Source organism: Neopusillimonas aromaticivorans, assembly GCF_030344915.1.
In the GTDB taxonomy this organism is placed as follows: Bacteria; Pseudomonadota; Gammaproteobacteria; order Burkholderiales; family Burkholderiaceae_B; genus Neopusillimonas; species Neopusillimonas aromaticivorans.
Window position 1 is genome coordinate 1,190,657 of sequence record NZ_CP128233.1, and the last position, 16,250, is coordinate 1,206,906.

At 60.3% G+C, this 16,250-nt stretch carries 12 protein-coding genes and 3 pseudogenes; 4 read left to right on the plus strand and 11 right to left on the minus strand.

Annotated elements, in window-relative coordinates:
• Positions 1 to 47: 47 nt before the first annotated feature.
• The 8 genes from N7E01_RS06405 to N7E01_RS06440 are packed head-to-tail and all read right to left on the minus strand — an operon-like array spanning position 48 to position 6,273.
• Positions 48 to 2,030, minus strand: coding sequence for an acetoacetate--CoA ligase (locus N7E01_RS06405; protein WP_289175004.1), 1,983 nt, complete (start codon positions 2,028 to 2,030; stop codon positions 48 to 50).
• Entirely contained in the window at positions 2,027 to 2,863 is an 837-nt protein-coding gene (locus N7E01_RS06410) for an HAD-IIA family hydrolase (RefSeq protein WP_289175005.1), read from the minus strand. Before N7E01_RS06410 ends, N7E01_RS06405 begins: the two co-directional genes overlap by 4 nt.
• Positions 2,860 to 3,492 (minus strand): hypothetical protein, encoded by a 633-nt coding sequence (locus tag N7E01_RS06415; RefSeq protein ID WP_289175006.1) that lies wholly within the window; start codon positions 3,490 to 3,492, stop codon positions 2,860 to 2,862. The genes N7E01_RS06410 and N7E01_RS06415 overlap by 4 nt, the downstream gene beginning before the upstream one ends.
• A complete protein-coding gene (locus N7E01_RS06420) occupies positions 3,432 to 4,262 on the minus strand; it encodes a hypothetical protein (protein ID WP_350494966.1) in 831 nt (276 codons plus the stop codon). The genes N7E01_RS06415 and N7E01_RS06420 overlap by 61 nt, the downstream gene beginning before the upstream one ends.
• Before the next feature lie 57 nt (positions 4,263 to 4,319).
• Entirely contained in the window at positions 4,320 to 5,306 is a 987-nt protein-coding gene (locus N7E01_RS06425; protein WP_289175009.1) for an ATP-binding protein, read from the minus strand.
• The gene (locus tag N7E01_RS06430) at positions 5,249 to 5,743 is read right to left on the minus strand and encodes a biotin carboxylase N-terminal domain-containing protein (RefSeq protein ID WP_289175011.1); all 495 of its coding nucleotides are present in this window, start codon (positions 5,741 to 5,743) and stop codon (positions 5,249 to 5,251) included. The genes N7E01_RS06425 and N7E01_RS06430 overlap by 58 nt, the downstream gene beginning before the upstream one ends.
• Before the next feature lie 3 nt (positions 5,744 to 5,746).
• Positions 5,747 to 5,908, minus strand: a complete 162-nt coding sequence (locus tag N7E01_RS06435) for an acetyl-CoA carboxylase biotin carboxyl carrier protein (protein WP_289175013.1) — start codon at positions 5,906 to 5,908, stop codon at positions 5,747 to 5,749.
• The gene (locus N7E01_RS06440; protein WP_289175015.1) at positions 5,869 to 6,273 is read right to left on the minus strand and encodes a hypothetical protein; all 405 of its coding nucleotides are present in this window, start codon (positions 6,271 to 6,273) and stop codon (positions 5,869 to 5,871) included. Before N7E01_RS06440 ends, N7E01_RS06435 begins: the two co-directional genes overlap by 40 nt.
• A 252-nt stretch (positions 6,274 to 6,525) precedes the next feature.
• Between N7E01_RS06440 and N7E01_RS06445 the strand changes: the two genes are divergently transcribed.
• Both N7E01_RS06445 and N7E01_RS06450 read left to right on the plus strand, forming a co-directional pair.
• Positions 6,526 to 6,825 carry a helix-turn-helix domain-containing protein gene (locus N7E01_RS06445; RefSeq protein WP_289175017.1) on the plus strand — a complete coding sequence of 100 codons (300 nt, stop codon included), beginning with the start codon at positions 6,526 to 6,528 and terminating at the stop codon, positions 6,823 to 6,825.
• Positions 6,822 to 7,340 carry an IclR family transcriptional regulator domain-containing protein gene (locus tag N7E01_RS06450; protein WP_289175019.1) on the plus strand — a complete coding sequence of 173 codons (519 nt, stop codon included), beginning with the start codon at positions 6,822 to 6,824 and terminating at the stop codon, positions 7,338 to 7,340. Before N7E01_RS06445 ends, N7E01_RS06450 begins: the two co-directional genes overlap by 4 nt.
• 103 nt (positions 7,341 to 7,443) lie before the next feature.
• Here N7E01_RS06450 and N7E01_RS06455 read toward each other — a convergent pair whose 3' ends face one another.
• From N7E01_RS06455 to N7E01_RS06465, 3 genes and pseudogenes are all read right to left on the minus strand, one after another.
• Positions 7,444 to 8,424, minus strand: coding sequence for an NADPH:quinone reductase (locus tag N7E01_RS06455; protein WP_289175021.1), 981 nt, complete (start codon positions 8,422 to 8,424; stop codon positions 7,444 to 7,446).
• Positions 8,425 to 8,550: 126 nt separating this feature from the next.
• Entirely contained in the window at positions 8,551 to 11,124 is a 2,574-nt protein-coding gene (gene cphA, locus N7E01_RS06460; protein WP_289175023.1) for a cyanophycin synthetase, read from the minus strand.
• Positions 11,013 to 13,351: pseudogene (locus tag N7E01_RS06465) on the minus strand (cyanophycin synthetase). The gene cphA and the pseudogene N7E01_RS06465 overlap by 112 nt, the downstream one beginning before the upstream one ends.
• 298 nt (positions 13,352 to 13,649) lie before the next feature.
• Between N7E01_RS06465 and N7E01_RS06470 the strand changes: the two are divergent.
• Together N7E01_RS06470 and N7E01_RS06475 are read left to right on the plus strand one after the other, a co-directional pair.
• Positions 13,650 to 15,787, plus strand: a pseudogene (locus N7E01_RS06470) (cyanophycin metabolism-associated ABC transporter).
• Positions 15,774 to 16,237, plus strand: a pseudogene (locus N7E01_RS06475) (cyanophycin metabolism-associated DUF1854 family protein). The pseudogenes N7E01_RS06470 and N7E01_RS06475 overlap by 14 nt, the downstream one beginning before the upstream one ends.
• Positions 16,238 to 16,250: the final 13 nt, after the last annotated feature.

The following is a 16,250-nucleotide window of genomic DNA, read 5'->3' on the forward strand; positions in this document are numbered from 1 at the left end:
GGTTGTCTCCTGTTCCACTATTTTTTCTGGTTGAGTGTTTTTTGTACTTATGGGTTCAAGGTTTTGGCCAGCGCGACAAAAAACGCCAGACTTTGCGGGTTGGCCATCGCATCGGGGTGCGCCACCTTTTCAGCAGGCGAACCCAGCAACAGGCGACGAACCGGCACTTCCATCTTCTTGCCCGTCAGCGTTCTGGGAATGTCGTTGACCTGGTAGATCTGGTTGGGGACATGACGCGGCGAGGCCTTGGTACGGATCTCGTCGGCAATGCGTTTCGATAAATCATCGGTCAGGGTCTGGCCCTCGTGCAACACCACGAACAGCGGCATGAACGAAGAGCGCCCCAGGAACTCAAGGTCAACCACCATGCTGTCGCGCACTTCGGGCAACGCTTCGACAACACGATAGATTTCGGCCGTACCCATGCGGATGCCAAACCGGTTGATGGTGGAATCGGATCGGCCGTAAATGACGCTGGTGCCTCGTGGGGTAAAGCGGATCCAGTCGCCATGCCGCCACTTGCCCGGGAAGGTATCAAAATAACTGTCCAGGTAGCGCTGGTTGCCCGGGTCATTCCAGAAACATACCGGCATTGATGGCATGGGCTCGGTAATGACCAATTCACCCACCTCGTCAACCACCGGCTCGCCCTGCTCGTTGAAGGCATAGGCGGCCACCCCCAGTTCGCGACACTGGATCTCGCCTGAATGTACCGGCAAGGTCGGCGCACAAGCCACAAATCCGGACGCAATGTCGGTACCGCCGCTGATTGAAGCCAGCCACAGGTCGGCCTTGACGTTTTCATAAACCCACTCGAAGGCGTCGGTGGGCAGGGGTGAACCTGTGGCGTTGATCGAGCGCAAGGCGTCAAGACGCGCAAACGCCTTGGGCTGCAGCCTGTCTTTCATGCAATTGATCAGGTAGGCCGCACCACAGCCGAACAACGTGACGCCGTAGTCGTCCATGAAACGCCATAACGTGGTGTTTTCAGGCCAGGCCGGGTTGCCATCGTACAAAATAACGGTGGCCCCGACCAGCAGCCCGCCCACCTGAAGATTCCAGACAATCCAGCCCGTACCGCCCAGGAAGAGCAAACGATCGCCTTCACGCAAATCGTGCTGCAACGCCATGGTTTTCTGATGGGTCAGGATGATGCCACCATGGCTGTGCACAATGGCTTTGGGCAGCCCGGTGGTGCCAGACGAATAGACAATCCAGAGCGGATGCCCGAACGGCACGCGTTCAAACTGCAGTGGCGCGGGGTCGGCAACCAGGTCGGCCCAGGCCACACGCCCGCGCCAGACTACCCCACCCTCGCGGTCGGCCATGGGGCCGGGCACATGCACCACATGCTGCACGGTGGGCAAAGCCTCGAGCAGCTCGGACACCATCGCGGCGCGATCGTGCTGCTTGCCGTTATAGCTGTAACTGTCAATGACAAAGATCAGTTTCGGTTCGATCTGCTGGAACCGGTCGGTGACCACGCGTACGCCCATATCGGGGGCACAACTGGACCAGATCGCACCAATACTGGCGCACGCCAGAAATGCAATAACCGTTTCCGGACGGTTCGGCATGTAGGACACCACACGATCGCCCTGGCCAACCCCAAGACGGCGCAGGCTGGCCGCCAGGGCACCCACATCGCGCTGCAAGCGGGCCCAGCTGACTTCGTCGACCCCGGTTTCCTCTGTACGCGAAATAAGGGCCGGACGGGCATCGGTTGCATTGCGGAACACATGTTCAGCGTAATTCAGGGATGCATTGGGAAACCATCGGGCACCGGGCATGGTGCGCTCGGCCAGCACAGGGTCGATGCGGCCATCGGCCTGGACGTCAAAATACTGCCAGATCGATTTCCAGAAATCATCGACCTGATCGACCGACCACTGCCACAGGGCCTCATAGGTGGTTTTGGGAACACCATACTGCTGCTCGAGCCAGTTCTGATAGTGATCAAGTGTCGACGCCTTGATTTGCTCTGGCGAGGGTTCCCACAACAGACGGCTTTCCTGAACGGTATCAGTCATTGCAATACCTCCAGCAAGACAGATACGCCCTGAATGGAATGGTGCGGCTGCTGAGCCCTGGGCAAGGCGGCAATGTCTTCTGCCGACGCCAGACCGGTGTGTACGGCTACCGATACTGCGCCGCCCTGGTGGGCCATGGCATTTTCAAGCGACAAGTCGTCGCCCACAATCGCGATACGATCTGCCGGCACGCCCAGAATTTCGCGGGCAACGGCAAACGCTTCGGCGGCTGGCTTGCCCACGATGACGGCACTTTTGCCCGTCACGCTGGTGATGGCGGCGGTCAAGGCGCCGGAAATACCCAGGGTGCGCCCTTCCCGGCTGGCCAGATACGGCGCGGTCGAAACGGTGTACAAACCGGCCCCGGCCCAGACCGCGCGGCAGGCCGCATCAAGATCATCAAGCCGGAACTCAGGGTGCCAGCCCACCAGCACGGCATCGGCATCATCGGCACGCTCGGGCGACACGATAATGTCAAAACCCGCCTCGGCCAGCGGGCGCCAGACCCCTTCAACGCCCAATACCAGCAAACGCTTGTAGCCCTTGTTCCTGAAAATGGACACGGCCACGGCCGGCGGTGTCAGGGTGCGGTCGGGCTGAACGGCAATGCCCGCCTTGCCCAATGCCTGAACCAGCTGGATCGGCGTCTTGGTTGAACCATTGGTAAATGCCACGTACGGCACTTTGCGCTGGTTGAGCAGCTCGATCAGTTCGACAGCCCCCGGCAACGGCTGGTAGCCCGACAACATGCGGTCAGCCAAAGCAAGCGTGCCGTCAATGTCAAATATGAATCCTTCCACCGATTTCAGGTCGTTCGCCGACAACTGAGTCATGATTTAGCTCCTGCAACACCGTGGCTGCGCAATTCCATCAGAAAACCTTCGCGTTCGACGCGGGCATGAGTGACATCCGGGCGCTTGGCCAGTTCAGACAACAGCGTTTCGACCGGAGTCATCGATGGATTGTACGTTTGGCGTGCCGGCCCGGCGGCAATCATGGCATCGACCTGATCGGCCGGCATGACAGCACGCAGCAGGAACTCTTCGTCAGACAAATGGCGGCTGAAACGCTTGCGCAATTCGGACAGCTCGGGCATGGGCGGCTGTGCCATCAGCTCTTTGGCGCGCGGCATCTGCTGGATACGGTCGCGCACGTTCGGATCGACTTCGCCCGGCGGCGTGCCAAAGCGGCCCACCACATAACGGATGACCTCGTCTGGCACATTGGCATACCGCTCGGGGGCCAGAACGTTCATGACGGCCATGGTTCCTACCACCTGGGACAGCGGCGTCACCATAATGGGATAACCCAGCTCGGCGCGCACACGCACCACTTCTTCGTACACCTCTGGAAGACGGTGTTCCTGGCGGATTTCACGCAATTGCCGGCGCATCGTGCCGATCATGCCACCGGGCAGTTGATGGGAAAAATAACGTTCGTCGTATTCCTGCGGCACCCCCACCGGCAGGCCTTGCGCCTGGGTGAGACGGGCAAAGTACTCGCTGACTTTGGCCATGGCATCGAGGTCAAGGTCGTGGGAAACACCACGGGCCTGCAAATTGCTGACGACATTTTCCACAGCCGGCTGGCTGGTGCCGTTGGCCGCAGGCCGGGCGGCCGTGTGCAGGGTATCCACCCCAGCCCGGGGGCTTCGGGATAGGTAAAGGGTGCCAGCCCGATGGTGCAATGTGAGTGCAGCTCAAAGGGCTTGTCCCCCATGACCGCCTTGATGGCGGGCAACAACGTACGCGCCCGCTCGGGCGTCAGCAACCCGCCCGGATCTTTCAGATAGACACGGTGGATGAAGGACTGGGCGGCCAGCTGCGCTGCCATCGTGGCGAAAAATGCATCATCGTGAATCGGGCTGACGGTATACACCAGCGCACCCACCACTTCGGAAGCACCCGCCGCCGCGATGGCCCGGCAGTTATCAATAACCGCCTGGGTGGTGTTCATCGGGTCCATGACCATGAACCGTTCAATGCCGTTGTTGACCAGCAGCTGATACGACAAGGCCATCAATTCCGGATGGGCCGTTTCCCAGGAAATGAAACGCATCCCCGTCGACAAGAATGTCAGCGGCGTGTTTTTCAGGCGCGACTTGAGCAACCGCAGGCGTTCCCAGGGATCTTCTTTATGGAAACGCACGGTCACCGCCATATGGGTGCTGGTGCTGAAATCGAGTGCGTGATACCCGACCTGGTCAAGCACCGGCGCAATTTCGAGCATCATGGCAGTGGTCAGCCCGGTAGCCCCCACAAGCTCTGGTTGCCGTCCCGCAGGGTCGTGTCAATAAACTGTACGTGATTCTGTTTCATGGTTAACCTTCTTGCCCGGCAAGGGCCTGATCGGCCAGATAGCGCCCCAAAAGCCGGTATCGATACCCCCACGGGCAAACGCCGGGGTATCCAGAACATTGAGGTGCAGCCCGATATTGGTCTTGACGCCGTCGATGCTGACCTGTGTCAAGGCCTGGATCAGGGTCTGGCGAGCTTCGTCCCGGGTTGCGCCGCGGGCAATCACCTTGGCGATCATCGAGTCGTAGAATGGCGGGATCGTGGCCCCGGACTGCATGTGGGTATCAACGCGCAACGCCGGGTGATCCGGAAACCGCACCGTCTTGACCCGACCGGGCGACGGTGCGAAATCGCGGTCAGTATCTTCGGCGTTGATGCGGCATTCAATCGCATGGCCTTCAAAACGAATGTCCGACTGGGCCCACGGCAGGGCATGCCCTTGGGCAATGGCCAGCTGGGCCTCGACCAGGTCAACACCGGTAATCAATTCCGTGACCGGATGCTCGACCTGAATGCGGGCATTCATTTCCAGGAAATAAAACCGGTTGCGCGGTACGTCGACCAGAAACTCGATGGTACCGGCACTGCGATAGCCAATGAAGCGGGCAAACCGCACGGCAGCGGCATGCAATTCGGCACGCATGGCCTCGGGCAGGCCGGGGGCCGGTGCCTCTTCAATCAGCTTCTGGTAACGACGCTGTACCGAACAGTCGCGGTCGCCCAGATGAATAACCGACTGGCCATCGCCCAGAATCTGCACCTCGACGTGACGCCCTTGCGTGACGAAACATTCAACATAGACCCGGCCATCGCCAAACGCGGCCAGCGCTTCGGCACTGGCCAGCTCAAACAGCTGGATCAGGGCGGCACGGTCGTCGGCGCGTTTGAGGCCTCGGCCACCACCGCCGCCAACCGCCTTGATCAGCACCGGATAGCCGATGGCATCGGCCACCGCCAGCGCTTCTTCGAGTGACGCCACCGGCCCCCGGGCGTAATGGGAACGTTTGCCTTCTCGGCAATCAGGCGTGCCTCGAGTTTGTTGCCAACACGCTCGATCTGTTCAGCCGTGGGGCCGATAAAGAGGATGCCGTTATTTTCACAGGCCTGGGCGAATTCGGCCCGCTCGGACAAAAAGCCGTAGCCTGGATGAATCGCCTGCGCGCCGGTAGACACGGCGGCCTGCAGCAACGTGTTGATTTTCAGGTAACTGTCGGTGGAGCGCCCCGGGCCAATGCATACCGTGCGGTCGGCCAGTTGTGCGCCCATGCTGTCGCGATCGGCACTGGACACGACCAGGACGCTTTCAAGCCCCAGGCGTTTCAGGGTGCGCAAGACACGCACTGCAATTTCGCCGCGGTTGGCCACCAGCACCCGTTTGATCGGGCCCTGTGCCGCTGCCTGATCTGCATGCGCCATGGCTTAACCCTGAACCGCGCGCACGCGCATCAGGACCTGGTCATACTCGACCAGCTCACCGTCTTTGGCCAGCACCTCAACCACTTCGCCACGAAGGTTGGCAGGCACTGAATTCATCAGCTTCATCACTTCGATAATGCCAATGACTGTCTCGGGCTCGACCACCGTGCCGGGCGTGACGAACGGATCAGCGCCCGGCTTGGGGAACGATAGAAAACGCCCAGCATCGGCGCACGGACCTCGAGCAGATCGCCAGACGTCGTGGTGCCCGCTGCAGCAACAGGAGATGAGGGGCTGGCGGCTGAAGCGCTGCTGGCCGATGCGGAAAGTGTACGGGCAGGCGCAGCGGCAGCCGCAAGATTCGGTGTCGGTGTCGACGCCGGAACGGCACTGGCGGCCGACGCCGGCGACCCGGCACCGTGCCGGCGCAAATCGAGTTTGATGCCATCAAGCTCAAGATGAAGCTCATCAAAATGAGACGTATTCAATAATTGAATGATGCGCTGGACATCATCGTGCGTGAAACTCATGGACGGGAACTCCGTAAACACCGGGGGTCAGTTGAAACGGGAAGTACCGGAGCAAAAGGCGCTGAATTTCAAAAATGACTGGCATGACACTGAACAGACCCAGGCCTTGCCGCCTGAAACCATAGGTAAAAACCCTTTGTCAGACTTCAGTTACGCTTGTCTCCGATACTTTTTAAATTTTCATTCATCTTGCCCAAGGTCAACCGACAGTGCTAGCATCAATCAGCAAGTTTTCAACAGGTGAAAAGCAATATGCGTGACTACCAGGTCAAAACCATACGTGCACTGGATCGCGGGCTGGAAGTCCTCGACTACCTGCATCGGTCTCGCAACGCCAGCCTGCACGACCTTTACCTGGCAACCGGCCTGCCCAAGGCCACACTCACACGCATCATCGCCACCCTTGAGGCACGGGGGCTGATCTGGCAACGCCTGGCCGACGGCGCCTTCATGGCCAGCCATACCTATCAGCCCCGCCCCCTCAGGTCAACGACGAAAATTTTCTGGTTGAAGTGGCCTCGCCCATACTGGAGCGTTTATGCCAAAAGGTGAACTGGCCGTCGATTCTGGCGGTCCCGCGTCTGGACCACATGGCCGTCATTGAAACCAACAGCCCGCGCGCTTACTTTTCACATATTCCGCTGGGGCCTATCGGGTTCCGGGTGAACATGCTGCGTTCGGCCACCGGGCGCGCCTATCTGGCGTTTTGCAGTCAGGCCGAGCGCGAGGCCGTGTTGCAGCGACTGCGCAGCAGCAACGAACCCGGCAACTATCTGGCTCGCAGCCCCGAAGCCGTGGATACTTTACTGGAAGAAACCCGCACCATGGGGTATGGGGTGCGGGCCGACGATTTTGGCGGCCATTACAACCAGACACGACGCCAATCGAATGATGGGCGGGACTCGATTGCCGTGCCCATCTGGGCGGGTGACGAAGTGGTGGCCGTGGTCAACCTGACCTGGATGCACAAAGTGGCCAGCGTTGACCAGATCGTGAAAAACCACCTGGCTGAACTCTCAAAAGCAGCCCGCGAAATTTCGGTCAGGCTGCTGGCCCACGACCAGTGAGGGTGAACTCCCCTGCTTCGGCCAAACAGCTCATGCCAGACTTCAGACCAGACCGCGCAGACCCCGCTCAGCGCAACGGCATCACCAGGCCAGGGTTGCGGTTTCACTCAAGATCCAGCACGACGGTACCGAGTTTTTGACCGGACTCGACCAGTTCATGCGCCTGAACAATATCGGACAGGGCGAACTGCGCTGCAACGGTGTGCCGAAGACTGCCCTGCGCCAGCAAGACGTCAATCTGCTGCAGGCAGGCGGCACGGTCAGCCGGTGACATGTCGTATACCAGAAACGCCCGCAGGTCGTTCGAGCGCCACATCAGGGTACGAAAATCAAGGGGAAGAACACCCGTTGTATTCGACCCGTAACACACGTACACGCCATGCGCCCTGAGTGCATTTGAGGACAGGAGAGCGGCATTGGTCGAAAAATCCATATCAATAATGGCATCAACGCCCTGACCTTGCGTCAGCGCCAGCACCCGCGCGCCAACGTCTTCCTGCTTGTAATCAAGAACCGTATCGGCCCCGGCGGCCAGGGCGTGTGCCGCTTTCGCGGCCGAACCCGCCGTTCCGATGACCCGGGCACCGGAACGAACCGCCAGCTGGGTGACATAATGGCCAACCGCATTACCCGCCCCGGTAACCAATACCGTACCACCCGCAAGATGACCGGCCAGGCGCACGGCCTGTACAGCCGAGAACAGCGGAATGCCGAAACAGGACGCCTGAGCCATATCGACCGATTCAGGCAGAGGCACTGCTTGCGACCCTGGCAGGGTAATGTACTGACAGGCCGTACCCATAGGGCGTTGCCACTGGCCATTCCAGACCCACACGCGCTGCCCCACGCGCGCCTGAGAAACCCCGTCACCGACCTGATCAATGACACCCGCGCCGTCACTGTGCGGTACAACCCGTGGCGTATCAAAAGGACGACGCTGACGCGACTTGACATCGGAGGGGTTCACCCCAGAAGCAAGCAAGCGGACCCGCACTTGCCCCGGCCCGGGAACAGGATCGGGCAACTCACCGACATGCAGCACGTCGGCAGCAGCCCCGTTTTGGGTATACCAGGCAGCTTTCATCACTCCCCCTTCAAAAAACCATCGACAGCCGCCAGTATGCCCGATTAACCGACCACACCGGCCGCCAACCCCTGCCAACCGCCGGCCTGCCCAACGACCAGACACCGCAGTCTGCAAGCACGATGTCTACTGGGCCGCCACCCGCTGTGCAATATGTGCCAGAGCCTCTTCGACCTGGTCGATAAGAATCAGGCACAGATCACCGGGTTGAAGGCGCTCGAGCGCGCGATCGATCGCGACGAACTCGCCCTGGATTTCCTCAATCTTCCGGGTACGCGATGCGTTGACCAACCCTTCCTGCAACAAGGCGAGCACCTCGCCGGGCTGGCGCCCGCGCTGGCACATGTCTTCGTACAAAATGGCTTCGTCGAAGGCTTCGCCGAGGATTTCAGTCTGGCGCCGCAAATCTTCGTCGCGACGATCACCCGCCCCGCTGATGACCACGCTACGATGGGTTGCCGGGAACTGATCAACCGCCTGAACCAGCGCCAGCATCGCATCGGGGTTATGGCCATAATCGGCAATCACGGTCGCACCATTGAAAGTGAACATATTGAATCGACCCGGCGCGGTTTGCGGGTCGTTCACAAACGACGCCAGACCTTTCTGGATGTCTTCAAAGGCGACGCCCATGGCCCAGCCGGCGGCGATTGCCGCCATGGCATTCTCGACCTGAAAGCCGATACGACCGTTTTGCGTCAGCGGAATACCCGCCAGCGCAAAACTTTGTTCCCAGCCGCCTTCGACCAGCACAATGCGGCCCGATTCGGCGAAAACGCAGCGTTTGCCCTGAGCACGATGGGTGGCCAGCACCGGGTGTGCCGGGTCGGTAGAAAAGAAAATCACCTGACCAGGGCAATTGGTGGCCATGCCGGCCACAATCGGGTCAACGGCATTCAACACCGCCGTCCCGGTTGACGCCACGTTTTCAACGATGACGCGCTTGACCGCTGCCAGATCTTCTACCGTAGTGATGTAGTTCAGACCCAGGTGATCACCCACGCCAATGTTGGTGACGACGGCCACATCGCAGCGATCAAACGCCAGACCTTCACGCAAGATACCGCCACGGGCGGTTTCAAACACGGCAGCGTCAACGTAGGGGTGCAGCAAAACATGACGGGCACTGCGCGGGCCACTGCAATCGCCGGTATCGATGCACTGGCTGCCCACATACACACCATCGGAGTTGGTCATACCCACGCACTGGCCATTGACCCCAAGCAAGTGAGCCACCAGGCGTGTGGTGGTGGTTTTACCGTTGGTGCCGGCAACCGCCACAATCGGAATGCGGCCGTTTTCACCCGGAGCGCACATATGATCGACAATCGCCTCGCCAACCAGGCGGGGCTTGCCGAACGATGGCGCCAGGTGCATGCGCAGGCCCGGCGCCGCATTGACTTCCACAATACAGCCATTGTCTTTGGTCAACGGCTCAAACACGTTCTGGGCCACCAGATCAATGCCGCAGATATCCAGCCCCACCATGCGGGCCGCCGCAACCGCCACCTCGGCCAGTTCAGGATGCACCTGATCGGTAACATCGGTGGCACTGCCTCCGGTACTTAAATTGGCATTGCTGCGCAAGGCAACAAGTACGCCATTCTCGGGGATCGAATCGGCAGTATACCCATGACGCGCCAGGGTTGATCGGGCAATTTCGTCATCGATGCGGATACGGGTCAACGAGGTGCCATGCCCCTCACCACGCGCCGGATCAGCATTGACCACATCAACCAGCTGCGCCACAGTATGAACGCCGTCGCCGATGACCTGGGGCGGGTCGCGTCGTGCGGCGGCGACCAGTTGATTGCCCACCACCAGCAACCGGAAATCGTGGCCGGGAAAATAACGCTCGACAATGACGTCATCGCAGATGGCACTGGCCACCTCGAAAGCCTCAAGCACCGCTTCACGGCTTTGAAGATTGACGGCAACGCCCTTGCCCTGATTACCGTCACGGGGTTTGACCACCACCGGCAGGCCTACGGTCTGGGCAACCTGCCAGGCCTGATCGGCATCCGTGACAATCTGCCCTTCAGGCACCGAAATGCCGGCCGAAGCCAGCATGCGTTTGGTCAGCTCTTTGTCTTGGGCAATGGCTTCGGCAATCGCACTGGTGCGATCGGTTTCTGCCGCCTGAATGCGGCGCTGCTTGCGCCCCCACCCGAACTGCACGAGACTGCCCTGCGTCAGGCGGTGATACGGCACGCCACGACGATGGGCGGCCTGGACAATGGCGCCGGTACTGGGCCCCAGACGAACGTCCTCATCCAGCTCACGCAACCGTGCCAGCACCGCCGGCACATCAAACGGCTGGTCAGACAGTGCAGCCTCGCACAGCGCACGCGCATCATCCAGCGCCTGACGACCGACGTCTTCTTCGGTGTACTCAACCACCACCTGAAACAACCCGTGCTCCAGCGTGGCCGAAACCCGGAAAAATGAAACCGGACAACCCGCCAGCGCCTGCAAACGCAGAGCCGCGTTGGCCAGCACATGCGCCAGGGACAAGGGCTGCTCTTGCCCGGCGGGCTTGAGCAGGTCGATGTCGGGGAAACGCGCACGAATGGCCACATCGAAGCCATTCATGGCCTCGATATCGAGCTCGTTGTCGGTACAAGAAACAATGGCCTCAACAGCCGTCTGCCGGCCCCACAGGTTGGGGCCACGCAATGCCCGGATACGTGTAACTTCCATAAAACGAGGACCTTGTCAAAGCGAAATCGATGAGGGGCGGCAGCCGTGCTTTGCACCATGCCCTCGGACAGAGAATGACCGTACGTCTGGATGCCGGTACGCAGGACTTCGGTGGGCACACCCAACGACCATGCCGCGGCTACGGCAGCCAGTATCGAGCGCACCAAAGGCTCATTGGCACCGGCTTCGGTAACAGGGACCATCGCCAGTTCGGTCAGGACTGACTGCTCGGCACCGTCAAGCATCAGGACCCAGCCATCTTTTGCCACGACGGCTCGCCCGCCTGCCGCACGATGCGCCACAATGGCCTCGCTGCCCGCCATCAGGCCAAAAAGCACGACTGAACCATCGCACAACGAGGCCATCTCTATAACGGCAGCATCGTCGGCATTCAGCACCGCCACACCCTGGCCCTGGACCACATCGACCTGGGTCCGATACACCCGGAACAACTGGTCGGGTTCGCCGATATAAAAATCAGGCAGGGTTTCGTCGGGGTCAATGCCGGTGACCACACCGACACGACAACGCTCGTACGCCAGCCCCTCTGACAAAATGGCATGTGCGCTGTTTTCAATGACGGCCGTCTGAACGGCCGGATTGAGCAGGATGCGCCGGGCGCTGGCCCAGTTGGCACAATCACCGGCATCAACCAGACGGCGGTCGAACACCAGACCGTCGGAGCACGCCAGACCGATCGCCTGACCCTGCAAACGCAGCAAATGCGTAAGGATACGGGCAACCGTGGTTTTGCCCTGACTGCCGGTAACACCTACCAACGGGATCTGACCATTGGCCTCGCCCGGGAAAAGATGCTCGATGATGGCCTCACCCACAGGCTGAGGCGTACCCTCGGAAGGTTTCAGGTGCATCAGCAAGCCCGGGCCTGCGTTGACTTCGACGATGGCCCCGCCCTGCCCGGACAATGGCAACGAAATATCGGTGGCCACCAGATCGATGCCGGCAATGTCCAGACCAACGGCGCGGGCCGCCAACACCACGATATCGCGGGTTGATGAGTGCACACGCTCGGTGACGTCAATTGAGACGTTGCCATTGCGCTGGATCAACACCCGCTTGCAGGCTTCGGGAACCGAGTCGGCGGTGTAACCCTGCCGGCTGATTTCCAGTCGTGCTGCAGAATCAAGGCGGACCACATTGAGCGGCTGGCTTTCATCACTGCCCCGACGCGGGTCAGAATTAACCTGCAATTCGATCAGCTCTTGAATGGTGTGTTTGCCGTCACCGACAACCGTCACGGCTTCGCCGCGCGCCGCAGCCACCAGACGGTCGCCCACGACCAGCAAGCGATGCTCTTCACCCGGAATGAAGCGCTCGACCACGACGCCGCTGCCCTCATCGACGGCAACAGCATAGGCAGTTTCCACTTCTTTTGTGTGGTGAGATTGGTAAACACGCCACGGCCATGATTGGCATCGGTGGGTTTGACGACAACGGGCAAACCGATAGCTTGCGCCACGTCCCAGGCCTCGTGGACCGAATCCACTTCCTGCCCCTCGGGCACCGGCACCCCGCACCGGCTCAGGACACGTCGCGTCAATTCTTTATTGCTGGCAATGCCTTCCGCGATGGCGCTGGTTTGATCGGTTTCGGCCGTCCAGATGCGGCGCTGTGCCGCGCCGTACCCCAGTTGCACCAGATTATGCTCGTCGCTGAGCCGGATCATGGGAATATCACGGTCATCAGCGGCATTCACGATAGCTTCGGTGCTGGGCCCCAGACGCAAGCCGTCGGCGATGTCGCGCAAGCGTTCAACCGTGGCGGCGACATCGTAGGGGCGATCTTCAATCGCGGCCATGACCAGGTCACGGGCCGCCACAACCGCCTCACGGGCCAAAGGTTCGTACCAGGCACGCACCACAACCTTGTAAACGCCGCGCACCGGCGTTTCGCGTGCACGGCCCAACCCGCCCGGAAACCCCGCCAGCGTCTGCAACTCGAGCGTGACGTGCTCAAGAATGTGTGCCGGCCAGGTGCCATCGCGCAAACGCTGTAAAAAACCACCGCGTTCACCGACACTGCAGCGGTGCTCGACAAGACTGGGCAGCCACGCCACGAGACGGTCATTGAAACCGGGCAACAGGTTCGACGGGTAATCTTCGAGATCGCCAATATCGACCCACACTTCGAGCAAGGGTCGATAAGCCCAGATACTGGGCCCGCGCAAAGAAAACATCTTGAGAATATCGATGTGTTTTCGGGACATGAGAGGAAGGCCGGAACGACGGCAAAAGAGTCAAGCGGAACCCAGAGAATTCTGGAGCTGAAATTAGACTCCCGACGCGGCAACTGCGCAACAAAATACTCGCGCACAAACGCGGGTACGGCGATAATGTCGCAATTCTGCATACATGCAGTTTTTATTACGGCAATTAACGCCGGTTTCACCTCTTTTTTCATGACAGCCCCCATTTCTACGACCCCCGGCGATTCGCCTTGACTCGCGCGAATGGCTGGACGAGGTTCGCACCCTTTTGTCAGCCCACGAACAACTTCTGGCCTGGATGCCGCTGGATCTGGATCATCAGCTGCACTACTGCGATGGCCTCCTGGTCCTGACGTCAGAACGACTGCTCAGCCGGCATGCCGGCCAGAGCGGCTGGGACAGTCATACGCTGGACGCACAAGCCTGCCTGACGCACACAGACCAGTTCGGCGTCGGCCATTTTTCATTTAGCAACGGCACCTCGGTTGTGCAGCGATGGCACCACACCCTGAACCATGGGGCCGCCGCACGACAACTGTCAGACGCTTTCGAACACCACAAGCAACGTGCCAAGGCCGCATCCGCTGGCACCATCGAGCCTGGCGCACCAGAACAAACCACGCGCGAGCCGGAAGAAACACAAAGCCCCCTCGACATGGGCGCTGTTCCGTCTGTGGCGTTTTGCACGACCCTATCAATGGCCTCTGTTCATCGGTTTCATGCTGACACTGGCCTCGACAGCCGCCGCACTCGTACCGCCCTACCTGACCATGCCCCTGATGGACAAAGTGCTGATCCCGTTCCAGAACGGCAAGGCCATCGACTGGCCATTGGTGCAGTACTACCTGGGGGTTGCTGCTGGCCTCGCTGCTGGCCTGGGTCCTGGGCTGGGGGCGCACCTATATCCTGGCCAAGGTCAGCGAACGCATCGGCGCCGACTTGCGCACAACGGCTTATCAGCATTTGCAAACCTTGTCCCTGCAGTATTTCGGGGGCAAACGTACCGGTGACCTGATTTCACGCATCGGCTCCGAATCCGACCGCCTGTGCGTTTTCCTGTCGCTGCACTTGCTCGATTTCCTGACTGACGTCCTGATGATCGTGATGACGGCCGTCATCCTGTTTTCCATCAACCCCTGGCTGGCCGTGGTCACCCTGATCCCCCTGCCCTTCATCGTCTGGCTGATCCACCTCGTACGCGACCGCTTGCGTCATGGTTTCGAACGGGCCGACCGGGTCTGGTCAGAACTGACCAACGTACTCACCGACACCATACCCGGCATCCGGGTTGTCAAAGCCTTCGCCCAGGAACAGCGCGAAACCCGACGTTTTCGCGAAGCCAACGACCGCAACCTGGTCATCAACGACCGCGTCAACCGGCTGTGGGCCCTGTTTTCACCCACGGTTACCTTCCTGACCGAAGTCGGACTGCTGGTGGTATGGGGGTTCGGCATCTGGCTGGTGTCCGTCGAGGAAATCACGGTCGGTGTCCTGACGGCCTTCCTGACGTACATCAGCCGCTTCTACATACGGCTTGATGCCATGAGCCGTATCGTGTCCCACACCCAACGGGCCGCCGCCGGTGCCAAACGGATTTTCGACATTCTTGACCATGTCTCCAGCGTGCCCGAACCGACCCGGCCCAAGCACCTGGAAACCGTCAAGGGCGGGCTGCAACTGAACCGCATCGGCTTTCGCTATGGCAGCCGGCAAGTCATTCGCAACCTCTCACTTGATATCAAGCCGGGCGAAATGATTGGCCTGGTAGGCCACAGCGGCTCGGGGAAAAGTACCCTGGTCAACCTGATCTGCCGCTTTTATGACGTCACGGAAGGCGGCATCCGCATCGATGGCATCGACATCCGCGACCTGCCGGTTGCCGAGTACCGTCGCCATATCGGGCTGGTACTGCAGGAGCCCTTCCTGTTCTTTGGCACCATTGCCGAGAACATCGCCTACGGCAAGCCCGAGGCAAGCCGCAACGAGATCATTGCGGCGGCCAAAGCCGCGCATGCCCACGAATTCATCCTGCGCCTGCCGCACGGCTACGACTCACTGGTCGGCGAACGCGGCCAGGCCTTGTCTGGGGGCGAACGTCAGCGCATCTCGATTGCGCGTGCGCTGCTGATCGACCCCCGCATCCTTATTCTTGACGAGGCCACGTCATCGGTTGACACCACCACCGAAAAAGAAATCCAGAACGCGCTCGACAACCTGGTCAAAGGGCGCACGACCATCTCGATTGCCCACCGTCTCAGCACCTTGCACAAGGCTGACCGCCTGGTGGTCATGGACAAAGGCGTCATCGTTGAAACCGGCCGTCACGACGATCTGTTGGCGAAAAACGGGGCTTACGCCCGGCTGTATCAGGCCCAGGCCCAACTGAACGACATTCCGCAGGCCACCGAAGGGAAGGACAATGATGACGACAACTGACCTGATCCTGACCCAAGACACAATGGGTCGCCTGATACTGACCCATGAAGGCCACACCTGCCCGGTCACTGCGGTTCGCAACTTCCCGATAACGGCGCCCGATGAGGGCATTTCACTGGTTAACACCGAAGGCAAAGAGCTGGCCTGGGTCGCGCGTCTGTCAGACCTGGCGCCACCTGCCAAGGCCCTGATCTGTGCCGACCTTGAGCAGCGCGAATTCACCCTGACATCCAGCGCATCCTGAAGATATCCAGCCGCGCCACACCCAGCATCTGGGATGTCGAAACCGACCGTGGGCCGACACAGCTGACCCTGAAAGGCGAAGAGGACATCCGTCGTCTCAGCCTGTCGACACTGCTGATTACAGACGGCAGTGGCGTCCAGTTTCTGCTCAGGGACTTGCGCGGCCTCGACCGGCACAGCCGGCGGCTGCTCGACCATTTCCTATAATGGCGCAACCACA

Bases quoted from the DNA above. Each gene is read 5' to 3' on its own strand.
- N7E01_RS06405 (WP_289175004.1), bottom strand. From the start codon at position 2,030: ATGACTGATACCGTTCAGGAAAGCCGTCTGTTGTGGGAACCCTCGCCA.
- N7E01_RS06410 (WP_289175005.1), bottom strand. From the start codon at position 2,863: ATGACTCAGTTGTCGGCGAACGACCTGAAATCGGTGGAAGGATTCATA.
- N7E01_RS06420 (WP_350494966.1), bottom strand. From the start codon at position 4,262: ATGATGCTCGAAATTGCGCCGGTGCTTGACCAGGTCGGGTATCACGCA.
- N7E01_RS06430 (WP_289175011.1), bottom strand. From the start codon at position 5,743: ATGGCGCATGCAGATCAGGCAGCGGCACAGGGCCCGATCAAACGGGTG.
- N7E01_RS06440 (WP_289175015.1), bottom strand. From the start codon at position 6,273: ATGAGTTTCACGCACGATGATGTCCAGCGCATCATTCAATTATTGAAT.
- N7E01_RS06445 (WP_289175017.1), top strand. From the start codon at position 6,526: ATGCGTGACTACCAGGTCAAAACCATACGTGCACTGGATCGCGGGCTG.
- N7E01_RS06455 (WP_289175021.1), bottom strand. From the start codon at position 8,424: ATGAAAGCTGCCTGGTATACCCAAAACGGGGCTGCTGCCGACGTGCTG.
- cphA (WP_289175023.1), bottom strand. From the start codon at position 11,124: ATGGAAGTTACACGTATCCGGGCATTGCGTGGCCCCAACCTGTGGGGC.